Origin of the sequence: Rhodanobacter sp. B04, from assembly GCF_002001125.1 — a bacterium.
Lineage (GTDB): Bacteria > Pseudomonadota > Gammaproteobacteria > Xanthomonadales > Rhodanobacteraceae > Rhodanobacter.
Genome location: NZ_MUNV01000005.1, coordinates 155,310 through 174,592, shown reverse-complemented (window position 1 = coordinate 174,592; position 19,283 = coordinate 155,310). Strand labels below are relative to the sequence as shown.

Genomic DNA, 19,283 nt, shown 5'->3' with positions numbered 1-19,283 from the left:
AGCTCCCGGCAAGTTTTGGGCTTGCGCAGAGTTTCGCGTGGACCTGGGAAAAATCCGCATTGCGGCGCTCGTGCGGCATCGCTTAACCTGCCGAGCCTGTTCGGCCGCTTCGCATGACAGGATCGCATGCCTCCATGGAACACATTCGGCAGGAGTCGGAGCTTCATCAGATATTCGACCGCATCACCGATGCGTACGTGGCGCTGGATCGAGACTGGCGCTACACCTATCTGAATGCGAAGGCCTGCGAGTTCCTTGGCCGTCCCGCCGAGGAGCTGATCGGCAGACACATCTGGACGGAATTTCCGGAAGGGGTCGACCAGCCGCTGCAGCGCGCCTACGAGCAGGCGATGGCCGAGCAGCGCCCGATCCAGCTCGAGGCGTTCTATCCGCCGAACCGCTGGTTCGAGAACCGCATCTACCCGTCGGCAAACGGCCTGACCATCCATTTCCTCGACATCACCGAGCGCAAGCAGGCCGAGCAGGCGCTGCAGCAACACCAGCGCATGCTCGACCAGGCCCAGCAGGTGGCGCACATCGGCAGCTGGGAATGGGACATCGCCGGCAACCGGGTGACCTGGTCGGCTGAGTTGTACCGCATCTACGGCGTGACGCCCACACGCCATGCGGCCACGCTCCAGGCCTATCTGGCCCTGGTGCATCCGCAGGACCGTGCGCGCGTGCAAGGTATCGTCGAGCAGGCATTGCGCGACCGGCAGCCGTTCGAGTTCGAGGAGCGCATCGTGCGGGCGGATGGCGACGAGCGCGCCTTGCTCAGCCGCGGCACCGTGGATGTCGACGAGACGGGCCGAGCCATCCGCATGCTGGGTGCATGCCAGGACATCACCGAACGCAAGCGGGCCGAGCAGATGGCCGTCGGCCAGCATGAGATTCTGGTCGGGATCGCGGCACAGCAACCCCTCGTGGAAAGCCTGCAGCGCATTGCGTGTCTGCACGAAACGCTGAATCCGGGTGCGCTGTGCTCGCTGCTGCTGCTGGATGAGGAAGGCCGGCACGTACTGCATGGCGCCGCGCCCAGCCTGCCCGATGCGTACAACCGGACGGTGAACGGACTGGAGATCGGCGAGTCGCGCGGTTCATGCGGCACCGCCGCGTGGCGCTGCGAACGGGTGGTGGTGGCGGACATCGCCACGCACCGGCACTGGGAGGGCTACCGGGAGCTCGCGCTGGCCCATGGCCTGAAAGCCTGCTGGTCGACCCCGGTGTTCGGCAGCCACGGCGAAGTGCTCGGCACCTTCGCGGTGTACTACCGCGAATCGCGCGAGCCGCGACCGGAGGAGTTGCAGAGTATCGACCGCATGCTGCCGATCACCGGCATCGCGATCGAGAGCGACCGGCTGGTCGGGCGCCTGCGCCAGCGCAACCGTTTCTTCGAAATGTCGCTGGAGATCTTCTGCATCTTCGATCCGCACACCGGGCGGCTGGTCCAGTTCAATCCGTCGCTGCCGCGTGTCAGCGGCTACAGCGCCGAGGAGCTGATGTCGAAAAGCTACCGGGACTTTCTGTTGCCGCAAGACGGTGCCGGAACGGACCCGATGCCGGCGATGACCGGGACGGGGCCGCAGGTACATGAGTTCGTCAACCGTTGCGTGTGCCGCGATGGCAGCGAGCGCTTGCTGGAGTGGGTTTCGTTCGCCGCACCGGACGGCATGCTCTACGCCGTGGCACGCGACATCACCGAGCGTCGCCGGGCCGAGGAGGAACTGGCCCATGCGTCCAGCCACGATGCGGTCACCGGTTTGCCGCATCACCTGATGCTGGAGCGCGCACTTGCCGTGATGCTGCAGGATCCGGCTGTTCCGGCCTGGGTGCTGATGGTCGGCCTCGATCGCTTCCAGGTGGTCAATGAGTCGGTCGGCCACGTGACCGGCGACGATGTGCTGCAGCGTCTGGCTGGGCGCCTGCAAGCAGTGGTGGGCGCGCAGGGGCAGATCGCGCGCATCGCCGGCGACAAGTTCGTGGTGGCGGTTCGCGATTTGTCGCGGGGTGCCGTACGGGAGCTGGCCGAGCAAATGCGCATGGCCGTTGCCGAGCCGATCGAGGGCCGCGACTACCGGCTGTTGCTGACCGCCAGCGTCGGCATCAGCCATTCGCCTGACCATGGCGAGAATCCGCGCAGCCTGCTGCGCAGCGCCGAAGCCGCGATGACGCAGGCCAAGCGCGAGGGGCGCGACCGGATCTGCGAATTCTCCATCGGTCAGATGCACGACCTCGAAGAGCGGCTGTTGCTGGGGCGCCATCTGCGCGATGCGATCCGCCTGGATGAGCTGGAGCTTTACTACCAGCCGCAGCACGCGGCGCCTGATCATGCGCTGACCGGCTTCGAGGCACTGCTGCGCTGGAACAGCCGCGAACTCGGCCAGGTATCGCCGTGCCGCTTCATTCCGATCGCCGAGGCGCTGGGCCTGATGCCCGAGATCGGCGAATGGGTACTGGATCGTGCCGCCCGGCAAATGCGCGCATGGCTCGATCGCGGGTATCGCGATTTCACCGTGGCCATCAATGTCTCCGCACAGCAGTTGCAGCACCCCGGCCTGGTCGACCAGGTCGGCGAGGCGCTGCACCGGCATGCCGTGCCGGCGGGCATGCTGGATATCGAGATGACCGAGAGCGCGCTGATGGAAAACGTCGCGCGGGTCCGCCGCACGCTGACCGGGCTCAAGCTGCTCGGCGCGCGGCTTTCACTGGATGATTTCGGCACCGGCTATTCCAGCCTGGCCTACCTGAAGCAGTTTCCGATCGACAAGCTCAAGATCGATCAGAGCTTCGTGCGCGGGCTGCCGGCCGATGTCGACGACGGCGCCATCGCGCAGACCATCGTCGAACTTGCCCATCAACTGCACATGGTCGTGGCTGCCGAAGGTGTGGAGACGCCGGCGCAGGCGGCTTTTCTTGCCCGTATGGGGTGTGACGAATTGCAAGGCAACCACCTGGGCATGGCCTTGCCGGCGCACGAGGCGGAGGCGTTTTTCGACATGCCGCAGAAGATGCGCTAGCGGCGTTGCGGGCTGCGGCCAGCGTCGTTCCATGCATATGCCGCGCTCGCACCAGGTCATGCCATGGCTTGATTCTTCAGCCTGTCGCCCTCAATCCGCAACACGACAGTGCGTGGCCTTGCGTCGCGTCGTCATTCCCATGGGAGAACATTCATGCACATCGACTTGAGCAGGCGCCACGCGATCGTCACCGGTTCCACCGCCGGCATCGGCCTGGCGATCGCCAGCGGCCTCGCGGCGGCGGGTGCGCACGTGGTCATCACCGGGCGCACGCCGGCGCGCGTGGACGAAGCCATCGCCAGCATCGCGAGGAACGTCGGCGGTGCACGCCTCAGCGGCGTGGCCGGCGACCTCGGCACGCGCGAAGGCGCCGAGCACCTGATCGCGCAGGTGCCGCAGACCGATATCCTGGTCAACAACCTTGGCATCTTCGAGCCGAAGGCGTTCTTCGAGATTGCCGACGAGGACTGGCTGCACTTCTTCGAGGTCAACGTGATGAGCGGCGTGCGGCTGGCGCGGCATTACGCGCAGGGCATGGCGCAGCGCGGGTGGGGCCGCGTGCAGTTCATCTCCAGCGAGTCGGGCGTGCAGATTCCCGCCGAGATGGTTCATTACGGCACCACCAAGACCGCCCAGCTTGCCGTGTCGCGCGGCCTCGCCGAGTCGCTGGCCGGCACCGGCGTCACCGTCAACGCGATCCTGCCCGGTCCGACCCGCTCCGAGGGCGTCGGCGACTTCTTCGGCAAGATCGCGGCGGAGCAGGGCGTGCCGCTGGAACAGGTCGAACGCGATTTCATCGCCACCCATCGCCCGTCGTCGCTGATCAAGCGGCTCGCTACCGTCGATGAGGTTGCCAACCTTGCGGTGTACCTCGCCTCGGAACAGGCCTCGGCAACCACCGGTGCGGCGGTGCGTGTGGATGGCGGTGTGGTGCGCTCGGTGGTGTGACCGTGAACCGGGCTGTGGCTTGATAGCCAGTCCATGCCATGAAAAGGCACGCTGTCTCGCCTCCGGCCTCGGCTGACTGCGGCATCTGCTGGAAGGACGCCGCATGGGGCCCATCGGCAGCCATGTCGCCACAGAAGTTGTCCCGGTGAGGTTCACCGCGAGCTGACTTGTCGTCGACGGCGATCGCCGCCATGTCGGCCGCGCCGGAGCCGATCGGCATGCCGGTACTGACCTTTCCGTTCGTGCTGGTGGTGTGGGTTTTCATGCCGGCCAGTCCGCTGTTTCCGCAGCTGCGGCCGGTGGCGTGACGGCACGTATGCGCGCTAGCGCTTCCGGTGTGTCTCACCTCGGAACAGGCCTCGGCCGCCAGCGTGTTCCATGCTTATGCATGGACTCCAAAGCGTGCCAGGATCATCACCACCCCAAGGCCAAGAAGCACCGCACCAACCACCAGGCCCAGCCAATAACGCCACTGCCACCGCATTCCCACCCCAATTACGCTACGCATTGGGTTGTCTGGGGATACATAGACTTCGATCGTCTTCCTGGTTGCGTACTGGTTGGCCGCGCGTTGGGCCGAGCTGAAAATCGAGAAAATGCGCCCATCAGATCCGGATTTGTCGCTGCTGTAAGTCCGGTTGCCGAGCCGATAGCTGTAACGGATGACGATGCGAAAAGTGATTCGCTTGCTGCCGCTTGCGCCGGCATGGTCGCAGCCTTCCGATACGCCGGCGGATTCGATCTCGCCATCGACGCTGGTCCATGTGGAGGCGGCGATGGCACTGCGAATCGCGACGAAATTAGTCTTTGCAGCAACGAAGCCTATAACCGCCAGAGCCAGGCCGGCTACGATGAGATAGGTTTGACTGTCGTGCATGCGGCTGCCTGACGCTCGCGTTGATCTGCGTTGGAGGCGTTGCGCGCCGTTGCGGCGGCAACGGTGTGTGGTGGGCCAGACATCGCCCGCAACGTATTGCCAGGCTGCTCTTTACGCGCGCACATAGCGCAAGTGTGTGGCATCGGGAGTGTTGAGCACCTGGTCGATACGAAACTGCGGCGGCGCCTCGTGCAGATTCTCGAACAGGCGCCTTCCACTGCCGAACAGTACCGGAGCCAGGGCAATTTCCAGCTCGTCAATCGCACCCATGTTCAAGTACTGCTGTATCACATCCGCGCCGCCCGAGATGCGAATGTCGCGACCGCCTGCAGACTCTCGGGCTTTCTCGAGAGCGCTCGCTGGCCCATCGTTGAAAAAATAAAACGTCGTCCCGCCCGGCCGGACCCATGGTTCACGCTTTTCATGGGTGAGCACGTACACAGGGGTGTGAAACGGAGCTTCATCTGGCCAGCTGCGCTCGCCGGCGTCAAACATTCGCTTGCCCATGATGCTGACGCCGCTACGCTCCATGGTGTGGCGGAGCATGTCGTTGACCGGACCGGTCTCTCCTCCCGGACCGAACTTGAGGTTCTCGCGGAAATATTGCTGTTTGAGGATCCAGCTCATCAGAATGCCCCACTTGGCGCCCCAGTTCTTGTAATCAGGCCTGTCCCAGTGCTCGATGTTCATCCCTTCCGGCGCCATGTAGCCGTCAAGACTGAGTCCGATGTTCACAAACACCTTGCTCATGATTCCTCTCCCACGATTCCGGATTCCGGCCTGATGCTGGAGCTAGGCGGTGGCGTAGCCGTCCGCCATGAACGAGATGTCAGCCAACCTCATCGGTCACGTGTCTTGGACACGTGCCAAGCGAAACAGCTGGCTGACGGGCAGGGTAGGGATGCTGATCCGCGCAGGCCGTCTGCTGCCATCATGCATGCGATGTTATCGCAACCTCTCCACGGCAGTTGGCTTGAACGGCGCCGGGCGGGTGATCCGGCGACGGGATCCGCGGCGCGAGCCGTTCGGCCGATGGCTGGCCCAGCGGCTGACGGGCACGGTAGCGGTGATGGAGGCGTGCAGCGGCGCGCACAATTGGCCGCGGCGGTGTATCGAGTAGAACCCGCAACCGCCGATCATGGCTGTCCAGTTCGTCACGCCGTTCCGCAAGGCCGTCCGAACCAAGAACGATCGCGCCGCCGAGGCGGCGCGTCAGGCAACATGCGCTTCGCGCGGTTCAAGGACATCGGGCAGCAGGCGCGCCTTTCCTGGCATCAGGTGCGCCAGGGTTACAAAGTCGAGTCGCTGGCTTCGATTCAACAAGAGCGGCTACGGAAAGGCAGTCTGACATCCGTTGCGGCACGCACCGCACTGACACGCACGCCGCAACACAGGACAACATTATGATCAGCAGTGGCCCGAAAGCTCAGCGCAAAAGCATCATGCGTCTGGGGTGACTGGAAGTCTCTTACGGAATTGTTGGGCCGCACGATCCGTGACCGCCCAGGAAAGAGTCAGGCACGCCGCAGCGGCAGCGAAGAGATGATGAGCAGCACGCCGAGCGCGAAGAACAGCCAGAAGAACACGATACCGGAGTACCAGACAGACAGCAGGCCCGTCACAATATAGAACAGGCCGATCAGGTCGCTGATGAAGAACGCGCTGCGCTCGCCGTGACGGGCGCGCCACCAGGCCCAGATGCACAGCATGCCGAACACGATCATGCAGCCGCTGACAAAATGCCAGACCAAGATGATCACCTTGACGTCGTGCGCGTCGAGCGCCTGTTTGCCTAGTTCGATGGCGAGCCTCGCCGCGTGCGAGTCGTGGCCGAAAGCGCCCAGCGCGATGACCAACGCCGTCAGAAGAAAAAGAACTGAAGCGAATGTACGCAACATGGGCTTCTCCAAACTAGCAAGGTAGGGACTTGCACGCCCAACGCTGAGCTAAGCGGCGGCGTAGCCATCGGCCTTGAACGCATGGCTAGAGCTCACGGCCCCGTATAAGCAAACGCCGTTCTACATGATTCTAGCCGCTCAGTTTGATCAAGCGGACAGTTGAAGGTGATGCCTGTTGTGACCATGCCGCCGGACTCGACGTCTCGGTCGATTGCCACTACGGCATGGTCCGACGCTAAGTAGCTGGGCTCCAGCCCATGAGCCGAGAAAAAGCCTCGACACTTGCCTTTGATGAGCCTGCTGGGAGCTCTTTGGAAACCAGGGTGTTCCAGTGATTGAGCCTGGCATTCGCATCACCATGAGTCGGGTAGCAACCGGCAAGCAGTGAGCTGAAAGCAAATCCAGCGAGTGTGCGGTGAGCATTCATTAGTGAGCTCTGGCGCTAGTGGATTTCAAATTGCAGTGTATTCCCTGCAGCCCATCCTGCGCGATGGACGCTGTGTTCGCGACGTCAGCCCATCAAGATCGGCAGTTTGGTTTACTTGGTGCAGCCTAGTCCTGCCACGTCGAGCCAAGTGGTTCAGTCGGCGGGATGCCCTCGTTCGTGCATCAGCCGTGTCAGTTCGGCGACAAGATCGGTGCGGGTGACGGGTACATCGAGCAGGTAGACCTGCACATCGTGTGCGCCGACGCGGGCATGCAGGCTGCCGCCATTGGGCACGTCGATCGCGCTGTCGCCGAAGGCGGCTTTCCAGTGGCCTGGCTGCAAGTCGTCGCTGATGGTGAAACCGGCTGGCTGGTCGCCCTTGTTGAGCAGCACCAGCGCGATCTGGTGCGTATCGCCTTTCTGGTAGACGCGATAGAACGCGGCCTGATCGCCGGCGAAGCGCAGCGGAAGCATCAGGCCGCGTTGCAGGGCCGGGGTATTTTCGCGCAGTTGCGCGATGCGCCTGAGCTGCCGGTAGATCGGACTCTGTGCTGCGGCATCGACGCGTGGCTGGCCGTAGTAGTTGCGGTTGCCTTCGTGTTCGCCGCGACCGCGTTCGAAGCCGGTTTCCGAGCCGTAGTAGACGGCCGGGATGCCGCGCGCGGTGAACAGGAAGTTGTTGGCGTCGATGAAGCCGCGGTCGCTGGCGTTCAGGCGCTTCATGTCGTGGTTGTCGTAGAACGTGACCAGCTCGTACGGGTTCGCGTAGGGGCCGTTGGTCAGGTACAGCCGTGCGGCGAGCTTGCCGTAGTCGCTGCCGACGTGTTCGAACACGTCCTTGAACGCCTGCTCCAGCGGGAAGTCGAGCAGGCTGATGCCGCCGTTCTGCGCCCAGGTGTATTTGCCGATGTCGTCGGGATCGAAGTCGAACGCCTCGCCGTACATGAAGAAGCCCGGATGCTTGGCGCGGATGCGCGCGGCGAACTGTTGCCAGAATGCGGTGGGCATGTGGCTGAGCGTGTCGATGCGAAACGCGTCGGCGCCCTGGCCGATCCACTGCAGGTAGGCGCCGCTGAAGTAGTCCAGCACCGCGGGGTTTTCGTCGTCGTTGTTGGTCAGTTGCGCCACGTCGTCGTAGGCGTGATAGAAGCGGTGCAGCGGGTTGCGCACGGGGTCGAGTTTGTACGGCGGCAGGTTCTGCTCGTCGGCGATCAGCTTGCCGTCCTTGTCGTAGATCTTGCCGAACATCGGCTGCGCCCTGGTCATGCCGAACGCGGGCGAGCCGTGGTTGAGCACGATGTCCTGCACCACCTTCAGCCCCTGCGCGTGCATCGCCGCGGTGAACTGTGCGAAGTCGAGGTTCTTGCTGGGCAGGTGCGGGTCGAGCTTGTAGAAGTTGACGCCCCAGTAGCCGTGGTAGCCGGTCTTGCCCCGATCGGTCCAGAAGCTGCCCCAGCTCACCGGGTCGCCGCCGCTGAACGGCTCGGCCGGGTTCTGCACGATCGGGGTGATCCATACCGCGCCGAAGCCCATGCCGCGGATGTAGCCGGCGTTGTTCAACACGCCCTTGAAGTCGCCGCCGAGGTAGCCGATGTTCGCGCTTTCGCCGTTCGGTCCAGGTACCGGGATGTCGAAGGTCCGGTGCGCGCCGCCCTGGTCGCGCTGGTCGTTGGACGGATCCCCGTTGACGAAGCGGTCGGTCATCACGAAGTAGATCGCGTTGGATGCGAACGGCTCGTTGGTGCCGACGAACTCGGCAGCCTTCGCCGGCGTGGCCGCGTGCGCGAGCCCGCAGGCGAGGATGGCGACGAGGGCAGGAAGCAGGTGGAGCTTGGGCATGAATCGGGTTCCGTAGAGCGGGACGCGGGCGTGTCCGTTCAGGCCTTGGGATCGGGCACGCGCAGGGTGCACAGGCCGGCGATCAGCAGGCTGGCGCCGCCCAGGCCCAGTGCCCAGATCGGCTGGTTGTGGAAGCACAGCCGCAGCAGCAGGCCGAGCACGCTGGCGGCGAGCAGTTGCGGGATCACGATGAAGAAATTGAAGATGCCCATGTAGACGCCCATCTTCGCCGTGGGCAGGTTGTCCGACAGCAGCGCATAAGGCAGCGACAGGATCGAGGCCCAGCCAAAGCCGACGCCGACCATCGAGGCGAGCAGCCAGTGTGGGTCGCGGATGACCAGGAACGACAGCAGACCGGCACCGCCAAGGCACAGGTTCAGCACGTGGCTGATGCGCAGGCCCCAGCGGCGCACCATCAGCGGGATAACCACCGCGGCCAGCGCGGCAAACCCGTTGTACGCGGCGAACAGCACGCCGACCCAGTTGGCGCCCTCGTTGTAGGCGGACGAGCCGGTATCGACGGTGGCGTAGATCGTCTGCGTCACGCCTGCGGTGGTGTAGATCCACATCGCGAACAGCGCGAACCAGGAGAACAACTGCACCCAGGCCAGTCGCCGCATCGAGGTGGGCATGCCGTAGAGATCGCCCATCACCTCGCGCAGCATGCCGTGGCTGCGGGTGCGGCTCAGCCATGCGAACAGCAGGCCGAACACGATCAGCCCGCCGGCTAGCAGGTAGACCTCTTTCTCCAGCGCGAAATGCCTGATCGCGAGCAGCACCATGATACCGACCAGCAATAGCAGTGCGCCCGGTCGCCAGGCGCGCGAGGCCTCCACTTCCGGCTCATCCGCCACGTTGTCGGTGAACGCTTGCAGTTGCGCGGGCGCGTATTCGCGCGTGCTCAGGATGGTCCAGAGCACCGCACCAAGCAGCACCGCGCCGCCGGCATAGAACGCGTACTTCACCGTGTCGGGGATGCCTCCGTCCGGTGCCACGTTGGCCACGCCGAACTGCGCCAGGATCCACGGCAGCATGGAGGCGATCACCGCGCCGGCGCCGATGAAGAAGCTCTGCATCGCATAACCGGCTGGTCGTTGCTGCGTGGGCAGTTGATCGCCGACGAAGGCGCGGAACGGCTCCATCGACACGTTGATCGACGCATCCAGGATCCACAGCAGGCCGGCGGCCACCCACAGCATCGGCGCGTTCGGCATCCACAGCAGCGCCAGCGAGGCGAACACCGCGCCGACCAGGAAGTACGGCCGGCGCCGACCCAGCCGGTTCCAGGTGCGGTCGGAGTAGTGACCGATGATCGGTTGCACGATCAGCCCGGTCAGCGGCGCGGCGATCCATAGCGCCGGGATGTCGTTCACGTTCGCGCCCAGCGTCTGGAAGATCCGGCTGACGTTCGCGTTCTGCAGCGCAAAGCCGAACTGCAGGCCGAGAAAGCCGAAGCACATGTTCCAGATCTGCCAGAACGACAGTGCGGGTTTCGGCGTCATCGGTGGCTGTCCTTGTTGCAGGTGATGTCGCGCGGCGCGTCCGCGTTCGCTGGCGACATGCTCAGCACGCGTGCACCGTCGGTGCTGAGCTGTGGTTGATCTGGATCATTGGCACCTCTCCCTCGGCAGCAGTTATGTCACGGCGTGGCGCATCCCGCATGCTGCGGGCGCAGCATCGGCGCACCTTGCTGCCGGGCGACAGTCCTGCATGGTAGGCAGCGTCGCAATGCAGCAACCAGCGCCTGCATACGTATTCATGGCTGCATCGGTACGCCGCGTAGCGGCCTCCCTGCCTGCAATGCCGCTCATCCCCGTAAAGCGTCCTTGTAAAGCGGAGGGCTCTGGCGGCATAGTCGATCGACAGCGTGAAGACCACGGAGAATCCATGCGGGTACGCCTCGAAGATGTGGCGCGCGCGGCGAATGTATCGCCCAAGACGGTGTCGCGCGTGCTCAATGACGAGGCCAACGTGACCGATGCCACGCGTCAGCGCGTACGTGCCGCCATGGAGGCGATGGACTATCGCCCGCATCCGTCGGCGCGCAGCCTGGCGGGCAACCGCTCGTTCCTGGTGGCGATGTTGTACGACAACAACGACAACCCGGCTTCGACCTATCTGGCCGAGATCCAGGATGGCGTGCTCGAGGCTTGCGACGCGCATCGCTACAGCATGATGGTGCGCCCGTTGCGCATGCGCGGCGGTGATTTCATCCGTCGCTTCGATGCGCTGATTTCCGACCACCACCCCGATGGCGTCGTGCTGACGCCACCGATCACCGACTATGCGCCGCTGCTGAAACGCCTGCGCGAGTCCAACGTGCCGTATGCCAGCGTGTCGCCGCAGCGGCGTGGCAAAGTCATCGGCGTGACGATGGACGAGCAGCGGGCCGCACGGGCGATCGTGGAACATCTGCTGGGACTGGGGCATCGGCGGATTGCGCACGTGATCGGCATCGCCGACCACGGTGCCAGCCGCTGGCGTCTGGCTGGTTACCGCGAGGCGATGGCCGCCGCGGGTTTGCCCGAGGATCCGGCCATGGTGGTGCAGGGGGCCTTTACCTTCGGTTCCGGCGTGGAGGCGGCGCGACAGCTGTTTTCGCTGGCCGAGCGGCCGACGGCGGTGTTCGCCGCCAACGACGACATGGCCACGGGCGTGATGTGGGCAGCCGGCGAGTACGGCTTAAAGGTGCCACACGACCTGTCGGTCTGCGGCTTCGACGATACGCCGCTGTCGCGCCAGCTGTGGCCGGCGCTCACCACCATCCAGCAACCGAGTCGCGAGATGGGCAAGATCGCGGCCGAGCAATTGCTCGGTGCATTGCGCGGCCACGGCGCTGGCCAGTTGGTGCAGGTGCCCTTCGTCCTGCAGATCCGCGGTTCCACTGCCGCCGTACCCTGAGGCCGGCGCTCCGCCGCCTGGCTTGGCGGTCATGTTGCAGAGCAAATTGACAGCGCTGTCATTTCTGCCAACCTGCGGCTCAGACGCGCACCGCCGGTGCGCCAGCCTGGAGTCCTGCCGTGCCACTGTCGCCCCCATCGAGTCCGTTGCTGCGACGCCTCTCCATGGTCTTGTCACTCGCTGGCGTACTGCTCATGACCATTCCCGCCATGGCCGGCGACGCGGCCACTGTCCACCCCGAACTGTGGCCGAAAGGCAGCTCGCCGCTGCCGCCCGATTCCGCACTCGAGTCGCGGGTGCAGGCATTGCTGGCGACGATGTCGGTGGCGGACAAGGTCGGCCAGATGATCCAGGCCGACATCAAGTACGTGACCCCGGACGATGTGCGCAAGTATCGTCTGGGCTCGATCCTGGCCGGCGGCAACTCCAAGCCGAACGGGCAGCAGACCGCTACGGCGACACAGTGGCAGCAGTTGTCCGATGCGTTCTACCGCGCCTCGATGGATACCTCAGGCGGCGGGCTGGCGATTCCGGTGCTGTTCGGCATCGACGCCGTGCATGGCCACAACAACCTGGTCGGCAGCACGCTGTTTCCGCAGAACTCCGCGCTGGGCGCCACGCGCGATCCGCAGCTGATCCGCGAAATCGGCGAGGCCACCGCGAAGGAACTGCGTGCCAGCGGCATCAACTGGACCTTCGCGCCCACGCTCACGGTTCCGCAGGACGTGCGCTGGGGCCGTTCGTACGAAGGTTATTCGCAGAATCCGGCACTGGTGGCGCAATACGCCACCGCCGTGGTCGGCGGTCTGGAAGGCAAGCCGGGTACACCGCAGTTCCTGGATGCCGAACACGTGATCGCCACCGCCAAGCATTTTGTCGGCGACGGCGGCACCCGCGACGGCAAGGACCAGGGCGATGCCGAGGTCAGCGAGGCGGTGTTGCGCGACGTGCACGCGGCCGGCTATCCGCCCGCGATCAAGGCCGGCGTGCAGGTGGTGATGGTCTCGTTCTCCAGCTGGGACGGGGTGAAGATGGCCGGCAACAAGGCGTTGATCACCGACGTGCTGAAAAACCGCATGGGCTTCGACGGGATCGTGCTGGGCGACTGGAACGCGCACGGCCAGGTACCCGGCTGCACCAACGAGGATTGCCCGGTGGCGTACAACGCCGGGCTGGACATGCTGGAAGCTCCCGATTCCTGGAAGGGTCTATACAAGAACACCCTGGCCGAAGTGAAGGCAGGCGTGATTCCGATGGCCCGCGTCGACGATGCGGTGACCCGCATCCTGCGGGTGAAGCTGCGCCTGGGCATGTTCGAGGCCGGTCCGCCATCGGCCAACCCGCTGGTAGCCCGGTCGGCGCAGGTGATCGGGAGTCCCGCGCATCGCGCACTGGCACGCCGGGCGGTACGCGAGTCGCTGGTGCTGCTGAAGAACAACCACGGCGTGTTGCCGATCGATCCGCGCAAGCACATCCTGGTCGCCGGCGACGGCGCCGACAACATCTCCAAGCAGAACGGTGGCTGGACGCTGACCTGGCAGGGCACCGGCCTGACCAATGCGAATTTCCCCGGGGCCACCTCGATCTGGGCCGGTTTGCGCACGCAGGTGGAAGCAGCTGGCGGCAGCGCCGAGCTGTCGGTCGATGGCGACTACAAGCAGAAGCCCGATGTCGCCATCGTGGTATTCGGCGAGGATCCCTACGCCGAATTCCAGGGTGACCTGCCGAACCTGGCTTACCGTCCAGGCAACGACCACGACCTCGACCTGCTGCGCCACCTGCATGGGCAGGGCGTGCCGGTGGTGGCGGTGTTCCTGACCGGGCGACCGCTGTGGATGAATCGCGAGATCAATGCCGCCGATGCCTTCGTGGTGGCATGGCTGCCGGGCAGCGAAGGCGAGGGCATTGCCGATGTGCTGCTGCGCACCCGCGACGGCCGCATCGCGTACGACTTCCACGGCAAGCTGGCATATGCATGGCCGCGCACTGCAGCGCAGATTCCGGTCGCAGCGATCGCGCGGGGCGAGCAGCCACAATTTCCCTACGGTTTCGGCCTGACCTATGCCGATCGCGGCAACACCGGCCCGTTGTCCGAGGATGCAGGGGTCGAGCTGAGTGCTGCAAGGGCCGGCGTCTACTTCACCCATGGCAAGCCGGCGCAGGGTTTCGCGCTGCGCCTGACCGGTGCGAACGGCGCGGCCGCAAATGTCACCGCCACGCCCGCGGCCACAACGGACGGCAGCCTGCGGATCGGCGCGTTCGATTACAGGGCGCAAGAGGACGCACGCAGCCTGAGCTGGTCCGGCCAAGGCACCGCGCGCGCCGAGCTTGTGGCGCCGGCGCCGCTGGACGTTGAGCGCGAGACCAATGGCGACGTGATGCTGGTGACCACGCTGCGGATCGATGCGCTGTCGCCAGCAGGAGCTTCGATCGGTGTCGGCTGTGGTGCCGGCTGCAGCGGCCAAGTGCCGGTCGGTCGGCAACTCGCCGCGCTGCCTCGCGGGCAGTGGTTGCGCCTGGGCATTCCACTGAAATGCTTCCGCGACGCCGGCGCCAACATGAGCAGCCTGGACCGGCCATTCGAATGGACCGGTCATTCCGGTGAACAGATCGCCGTCACCGACGTGTCGCTCGGCACGGTAGCGGATCGTACACTGGCGTGCCCGGCTCACGGGGGCAAGCCATGAATGACGAGCCGTTGTTCGCAGTGGCGATGCCAATGGTGCCCACCGCGGGTTTCGCGGTGTTGGCCGGGTCGTTGCGTCGGCGCGACTTCGGAATCAGCTATTCCACTTTCAGCGGGCGCAAGTCGACAGATGGACGCCGTCTTTGCGGGATTGGACGCCAAGACGTCTATTTGCGATGCATCAATAACAAGGTGTTGGAAGGCCAGGCAAGCGGCGTGAGGGGCCGTAAAGCATGAGGTTGTGAATGCCTTGATGGCTTGTTGCTGTGCGACAAGCATTCATCGCAGAGGCGCTCTATGATCAATCAATGACAGCGCTGTCATTTCAGGATCAACGGCGTGGCGTGGGGAGCGGGGAAATCTTTGTCTTGGCTGGCGCTTCGCGGCGGCCAACAACCATCCGAACGATTTAGAGGGAGAGCCAGATGAATCTGCACCACAAGTTGTTGTACGTCGCCATGGCACTCGTGCTCGCTCCGGGCACCCTGCTTGCGGCGGATCAGGACGCGACATCGCAAAACCCGTCATCCCAGAATCCGATCGCAGCTGACAAGAAAGTCAAACAGCTGGATGCCATCTCGGTGACCGCGACCAAGCGCGAGACGCCGCTGCAGAAAACGCCGGTGGCAGTCACGGCGATCACGGCGGACACGCTCGACAAGGAGCGCGTGATGACCGTGCAGGACCTGACCAAGCTGGTGCCGGGCCTGCAGGGGACGTCGGAGGGCGATCATGACGTGGTGACGCTGACCATGCGCGGCATCGGCAACGACAGCGCCAAGACCGAGTATGCCGATCCTGAAGTCGCGACCTTCGTTGATGGCGTGTATGCGCCTCGCGCCGAGGCTGCTTCGGGACTGCTGCTGGACATGGACAGCGTCGAAGCGCTGCGCGGCCCGCAGGGCACGCTGTGGGGTCGCAATTCCACCGCCGGCGCGATCAGCTTCCAGACCGCCAAGCCCGACATCAATGGCGGCTTCTACGGCAATGGACAGATCGAGGCAGGCAATTACAGCCAGATGGGTACGCGCGCCGCGGTCAACCTGCCGATCAGCAGCACCTTCGCGATGCGCGTGGCGGCGGTGCACGAGCAGCATGATGGCTACGTCAACTACCAGAACCCGGCCAGCGAGATCCCGTCGGTGGCGCAGCAGCAGGCGACCTACCTGGCCTCGGGCGGCAATCCGGCAAGTTTCCAGCCGATCAACCTCAATCAGTTCATCCAGAGCGGCAAGAAGTACAACTCGCAGGATCAGTCCGCCGTCCGCGTGAGCGCGCTGTGGCAGCCCAGCGACGCGTTCAAGTGGAACCTGTCGTACGAGTATTTCGTCGATCGCGGCACGCCCAGCCTGAGCCTGATGCAGCAACCGCGCCCGGGCCAAGATTTCTGGTCGGCGTTGATCGACACCGCGCCGTATCTGGACCGGACCTCCAAGACCGTCCGTAGCCGGATGGACTGGGAGATCAACGACGGCATGGAGCTCAGCTATATCGCCGGCTACAACCGCTATTCCGGCAAGAGCGATTTCGACCAGGATGTCGGCGTGGCCGTACCCACCAGCTTCACCACCGGTGGCGTGTACCAGGAAGACCGCACCAACTATTCGAACTACGAAAGCTACAGCAGCGAAATCGACCTGAAGTCAAAGGGCCAGCAGGCGATCGACTGGATCGTCGGCGCCTACTACGAATACGAAGACAACAACATCCGCTTCGACATTCCGATCATGAACGGTACCCAGCAAGGTACCGTCAGCTGGCAGGGTTCGTTCATCCAGCCGAAGGAAACGGTCGAGTCCAAGGCGGTGTTTGGCCAGGCCACCTGGCATATGTCCGATCACTGGCGCCTGACCGCCGGTGCGCGCTGGTCGCATGACGACAAGGCCAACGACGGCGGCATCAACTGGGACTGGGACTACGACCCGACCGTGCCGCAGCTGCCGATCTCGCCAGGTGTCCTGCCGGGTCCGGCGACCGGCTTCAGCGCGGGCCAATACAACACCGCCACATACAGCAAGAGCAAGATCACCTGGCTGACCCGGGTGGACACCGACCTCGGCGAGCATGGGCTGGCCTATGCCAGTGTCTCGACCGGCTACAAGTCCGGCGGCACCCAGGACGGTGGTGCGCTGTACAAGCCCGAGTCGTTGACCAACTACGAAATCGGCACCAAGTTCGCGTTCTTCAACGGGCATCTGACCTGGAACAGTGCCGCCTACTACGAAGACTTCAAGAATTTCCAGCTGTCCGCGCCGATCACCTATGCCAATGGCGCGCATGGCCTGGGCTTCTCGAACGTGCAGGGCAATACCGAAGTGATCGGCTTCGAGTCGGAGCTGGCTTACCAGCAACAGGATGACCGTCTCAATCTGATCTTCTCGGCCATTCCCAAGAAGAAGCTCGGCACGTTGCTCTATGCCGGCAGCAACGACTACGCCGGTTTCCCGGCGTGCCCGCCGACCGCGCCGCTGGGCGTGGGCAACTGCCTGAACGTCACCGGCAACGACCTGCCGCACGCACCGAACGTCTCGCTGACCGGCATCTACGAGCATGACTTCCATCTGGGCAATGGCGCCCGCCTGACGCCGCGCCTGAGCGCCCAGTACCAGAGCGCGCAATGGCTGAGCTGGTTCAACCTGGGTGCGCCGGACCAGCAGAAGGCGTATGTGCGTGGCGATCTGTCGCTGCGTTACAGCGAGCCGGGCGATCGCTGGTACGTCAACGTGTATGTGCAGAACGTCTCCGACGACCGCATCAAGACCAGCGCAGGCAGCAGCCTGGTCAATGGCGACCTGGTGTACATCTCGCAGTACCTGCCGCCGCGCACCTACGGTGTCCAGCTCGGCTTCTGGTTCTGACGGTCGAGTCCGTGCGGCTTGTCACGCAACACCGTTGCCGTTCTGAAGGCATCACGACGAGGATGTCTTCAACCCTCCCCTGAATGGCACTTTGGCCGGACCCTCGTGGGGGTCCGGCCTTTCTTTCGGGGGCGCGACGAGAGCATGTTGTCGCGATGGGAACGGACCGTGCTCGATCGAATGCCAAGCCCGAAGTGACGACTGCATCGTCTGCGAAAGGAGCAGGACATGCCGCGATTGAAGAAAGTGCTTGTGGTGGGCGGCGGCACGGCCGGCTGGCTGGCCGCGTGCTACCTGGCGAAGGCCATGAATGCGGTTCATCCGGACAGTGTCCAGGTGCATCTGGTCGAATCGGACCATATCGGCCTGCTCGGCGTGGGCGAGGCCACGTTTCCCTCGATCCGCGGCACGTTGTCGGCGATCGGGCTGGACGAGCGCCGCTTCCTGGTGGGTGCCACGGCAACCTACAAGCAGGGCATCCACTATCGCCACTGGGTCAGGCCGCCGGGTACGCCCGGCAGCGACCACTTCTTCCACCCGTTCAGCCAGCCGAGCCAGCGCCCTGGCGGTCCCGAGCTGTTGCCGTACTGGCTGCTCGGAGCCGCTCCCGCGGGGATGCCGTTCGCCGATGCCGTGACCATGCAAAGCACGCTGGTCGATCACGGGCGCGGCCCCAAGCGCGTGACCGATCCTGATTACCAAGGGCCGATGAATCATGCATTCCATTTCGATGCTGCCTGCTTCGCCAAGGTGTTGGCGGAGCACGGTCAAGAAACGCTGGGTGTGAAGCGACACGTCGCGACGGTCGAGTGCGCCGAGCTGGACGAGTATGGCGCCATCGCGTCTGTCGTGACCAAGGAGCTCGGGAAACTGACTGCAGACCTCTACGTGGATTGCACCGGTCTGCGCAGCATCTTGATCGGTGGCGTCATGCAGTCGTCGTTTCGCAGCCGTCGGGACGTCCTGTTCGCCGACCGCGCGGTGGCGATGCAGGTGCCTTACGCGAAGCCGGATACACCGATTCCGCCTTACACCATCTCCACCGCGCAGGAGGCCGGCTGGATCTGGGACATCGGTTTACAGAAGCGTCGCGGCGTCGGCTATGTCTATTCATCGCGCCATACCGACGACGAGCGTGCGGAGGAAGTGTTCCGCCGTTACCTGGGCCCGGCCGGCGCAGGGCTGAAGGCCATGCACATCAAGTTCGAAACCGGTTACCGGCCCGAGCACTGGCGCAAGAACTGCGTTGCGGTCGGCCTCGCGGGCGGCTTCGTGGAGCCGTTGGAATCGACCGGAATCGCGTTGATCGAGCTGGCTACGTACCTGCTGACTCATCTGCTGCCGGGCGATGCCGACGACATGGAAAGCGCCGCGCGTCATTTCAACGAGATGATGGTCGCGCGCTACGACCGCATCATCGACTTCATCAAGATGCATTACTGCCTGAGCCAGCGGCGCGATTCGCAATTCTGGATCGACAACGCCGATGACGCCAGCATTCCGCAAACGCTGCAGGAAAAGCTCGCGAAGTGGAAGCAGCGACCGCCGCACCGGCTGGATTTCGTCGGCGACCTGGAAATGTTCATGACCGCGAGCTGGCAATACGTGCTGTACGGCATGGAGTTCCGGACCGACCTTGAGCCCATGCGCAGTGCCTATCCGCAGGTGGAAGCAGCGCGCCGGGAGTTCGCGATGATCCGGCAGGCGGCCGTTCGCGCACTCGACGATTTGCCGGATCATCGTGCGCTGGTCGAACAGCTGTGCCGCGAACATATGCAGCGTATCCGGCCGGATGCGGATTTGGCTGCATCCGTCGGCGGTTGAACTGCAGA

General features: G+C 64.4%; 13 protein-coding genes. 8 read left to right on the top strand and 5 right to left on the bottom strand.

From position 1 onward, the window contains the following. The first annotated feature begins 134 nt into the window (after window positions 1-134). The 3 genes from B0E46_RS00765 (at window position 135) to B0E46_RS17135 (ending at window position 4,273) form a co-directional block, all read left to right on the top strand. A complete protein-coding gene (locus tag B0E46_RS00765; RefSeq protein WP_077553800.1) occupies window positions 135-3,017 on the top strand; it encodes a GGDEF domain-containing phosphodiesterase in 2,883 nt (960 codons plus the stop codon). A 153-nt stretch (window positions 3,018-3,170) separates the two neighbouring features. Further along, entirely contained in the window at window positions 3,171-3,965 is a 795-nt protein-coding gene (locus B0E46_RS00760) for an SDR family oxidoreductase (protein WP_077553799.1), read from the top strand. 167 nt (window positions 3,966-4,132) lie between these two features. After that, window positions 4,133-4,273 (top strand): urea transporter, encoded by a 141-nt coding sequence (locus B0E46_RS17135; protein WP_217316300.1) that lies wholly within the window; start codon window positions 4,133-4,135, stop codon window positions 4,271-4,273. 74 nt (window positions 4,274-4,347) lie between these two features. On the opposite strand, the gene B0E46_RS00755 is transcribed toward B0E46_RS17135, so the two are convergent. The 5 genes from B0E46_RS00755 to B0E46_RS00735 form a co-directional block, all read right to left on the bottom strand. Beyond that, a complete protein-coding gene (locus tag B0E46_RS00755) occupies window positions 4,348-4,842 on the bottom strand; it encodes a DUF3592 domain-containing protein (protein ID WP_077553798.1) in 495 nt (164 codons plus the stop codon). A 111-nt stretch (window positions 4,843-4,953) separates the two neighbouring features. After that, the gene (locus B0E46_RS00750) at window positions 4,954-5,592 is read right to left on the bottom strand and encodes a dihydrofolate reductase family protein (RefSeq protein ID WP_077553797.1); all 639 of its coding nucleotides are present in this window, start codon (window positions 5,590-5,592) and stop codon (window positions 4,954-4,956) included. A gap of 764 nt (window positions 5,593-6,356) precedes the next feature. Next, window positions 6,357-6,737, bottom strand: coding sequence for a hypothetical protein (locus B0E46_RS00745; protein WP_139350369.1), 381 nt, complete (start codon window positions 6,735-6,737; stop codon window positions 6,357-6,359). Window positions 6,738-7,320: 583 nt separating this feature from the next. Continuing rightward, entirely contained in the window at window positions 7,321-9,006 is a 1,686-nt protein-coding gene (locus B0E46_RS00740; protein WP_077553795.1) for an alpha-amylase family glycosyl hydrolase, read from the bottom strand. 38 nt (window positions 9,007-9,044) lie between these two features. Next, complete coding sequence (locus tag B0E46_RS00735) at window positions 9,045-10,508, bottom strand: MFS transporter (RefSeq protein ID WP_077553794.1); 1,464 nt, start codon at window positions 10,506-10,508, stop codon at window positions 9,045-9,047. A 385-nt stretch (window positions 10,509-10,893) separates the two neighbouring features. Between B0E46_RS00735 and B0E46_RS00730 the strand changes: the two genes are divergently transcribed. The 5 genes from B0E46_RS00730 to B0E46_RS00715 all read left to right on the top strand — a co-directional run bounded on the left by B0E46_RS00730 (window position 10,894) and on the right by B0E46_RS00715 (window position 19,275). Then, window positions 10,894-11,907 carry a LacI family DNA-binding transcriptional regulator gene (locus tag B0E46_RS00730; protein ID WP_077553793.1) on the top strand — a complete coding sequence of 338 codons (1,014 nt, stop codon included), beginning with the start codon at window positions 10,894-10,896 and terminating at the stop codon, window positions 11,905-11,907. A gap of 194 nt (window positions 11,908-12,101) precedes the next feature. Beyond that, complete coding sequence (locus B0E46_RS00725) at window positions 12,102-14,594, top strand: exo 1,3/1,4-beta-D-glucan glucohydrolase (RefSeq protein ID WP_254424992.1); 2,493 nt, start codon at window positions 12,102-12,104, stop codon at window positions 14,592-14,594. Next, entirely contained in the window at window positions 14,591-14,830 is a 240-nt protein-coding gene (locus B0E46_RS17130; RefSeq protein ID WP_139350368.1) for a hypothetical protein, read from the top strand. Before B0E46_RS00725 ends, B0E46_RS17130 begins: the two co-directional genes overlap by 4 nt. 188 nt (window positions 14,831-15,018) lie before the next feature. Then, window positions 15,019-17,451: a TonB-dependent receptor gene (locus B0E46_RS00720; protein WP_077553791.1), complete on the top strand. Its 2,433-nt coding sequence runs from the start codon at window positions 15,019-15,021 to the stop codon at window positions 17,449-17,451. A 228-nt stretch (window positions 17,452-17,679) separates the two neighbouring features. Further along, window positions 17,680-19,275: a tryptophan halogenase family protein gene (locus B0E46_RS00715; RefSeq protein ID WP_077553790.1), complete on the top strand. Its 1,596-nt coding sequence runs from the start codon at window positions 17,680-17,682 to the stop codon at window positions 19,273-19,275. The last annotated feature ends 8 nt before the right edge of the window (window positions 19,276-19,283 follow it).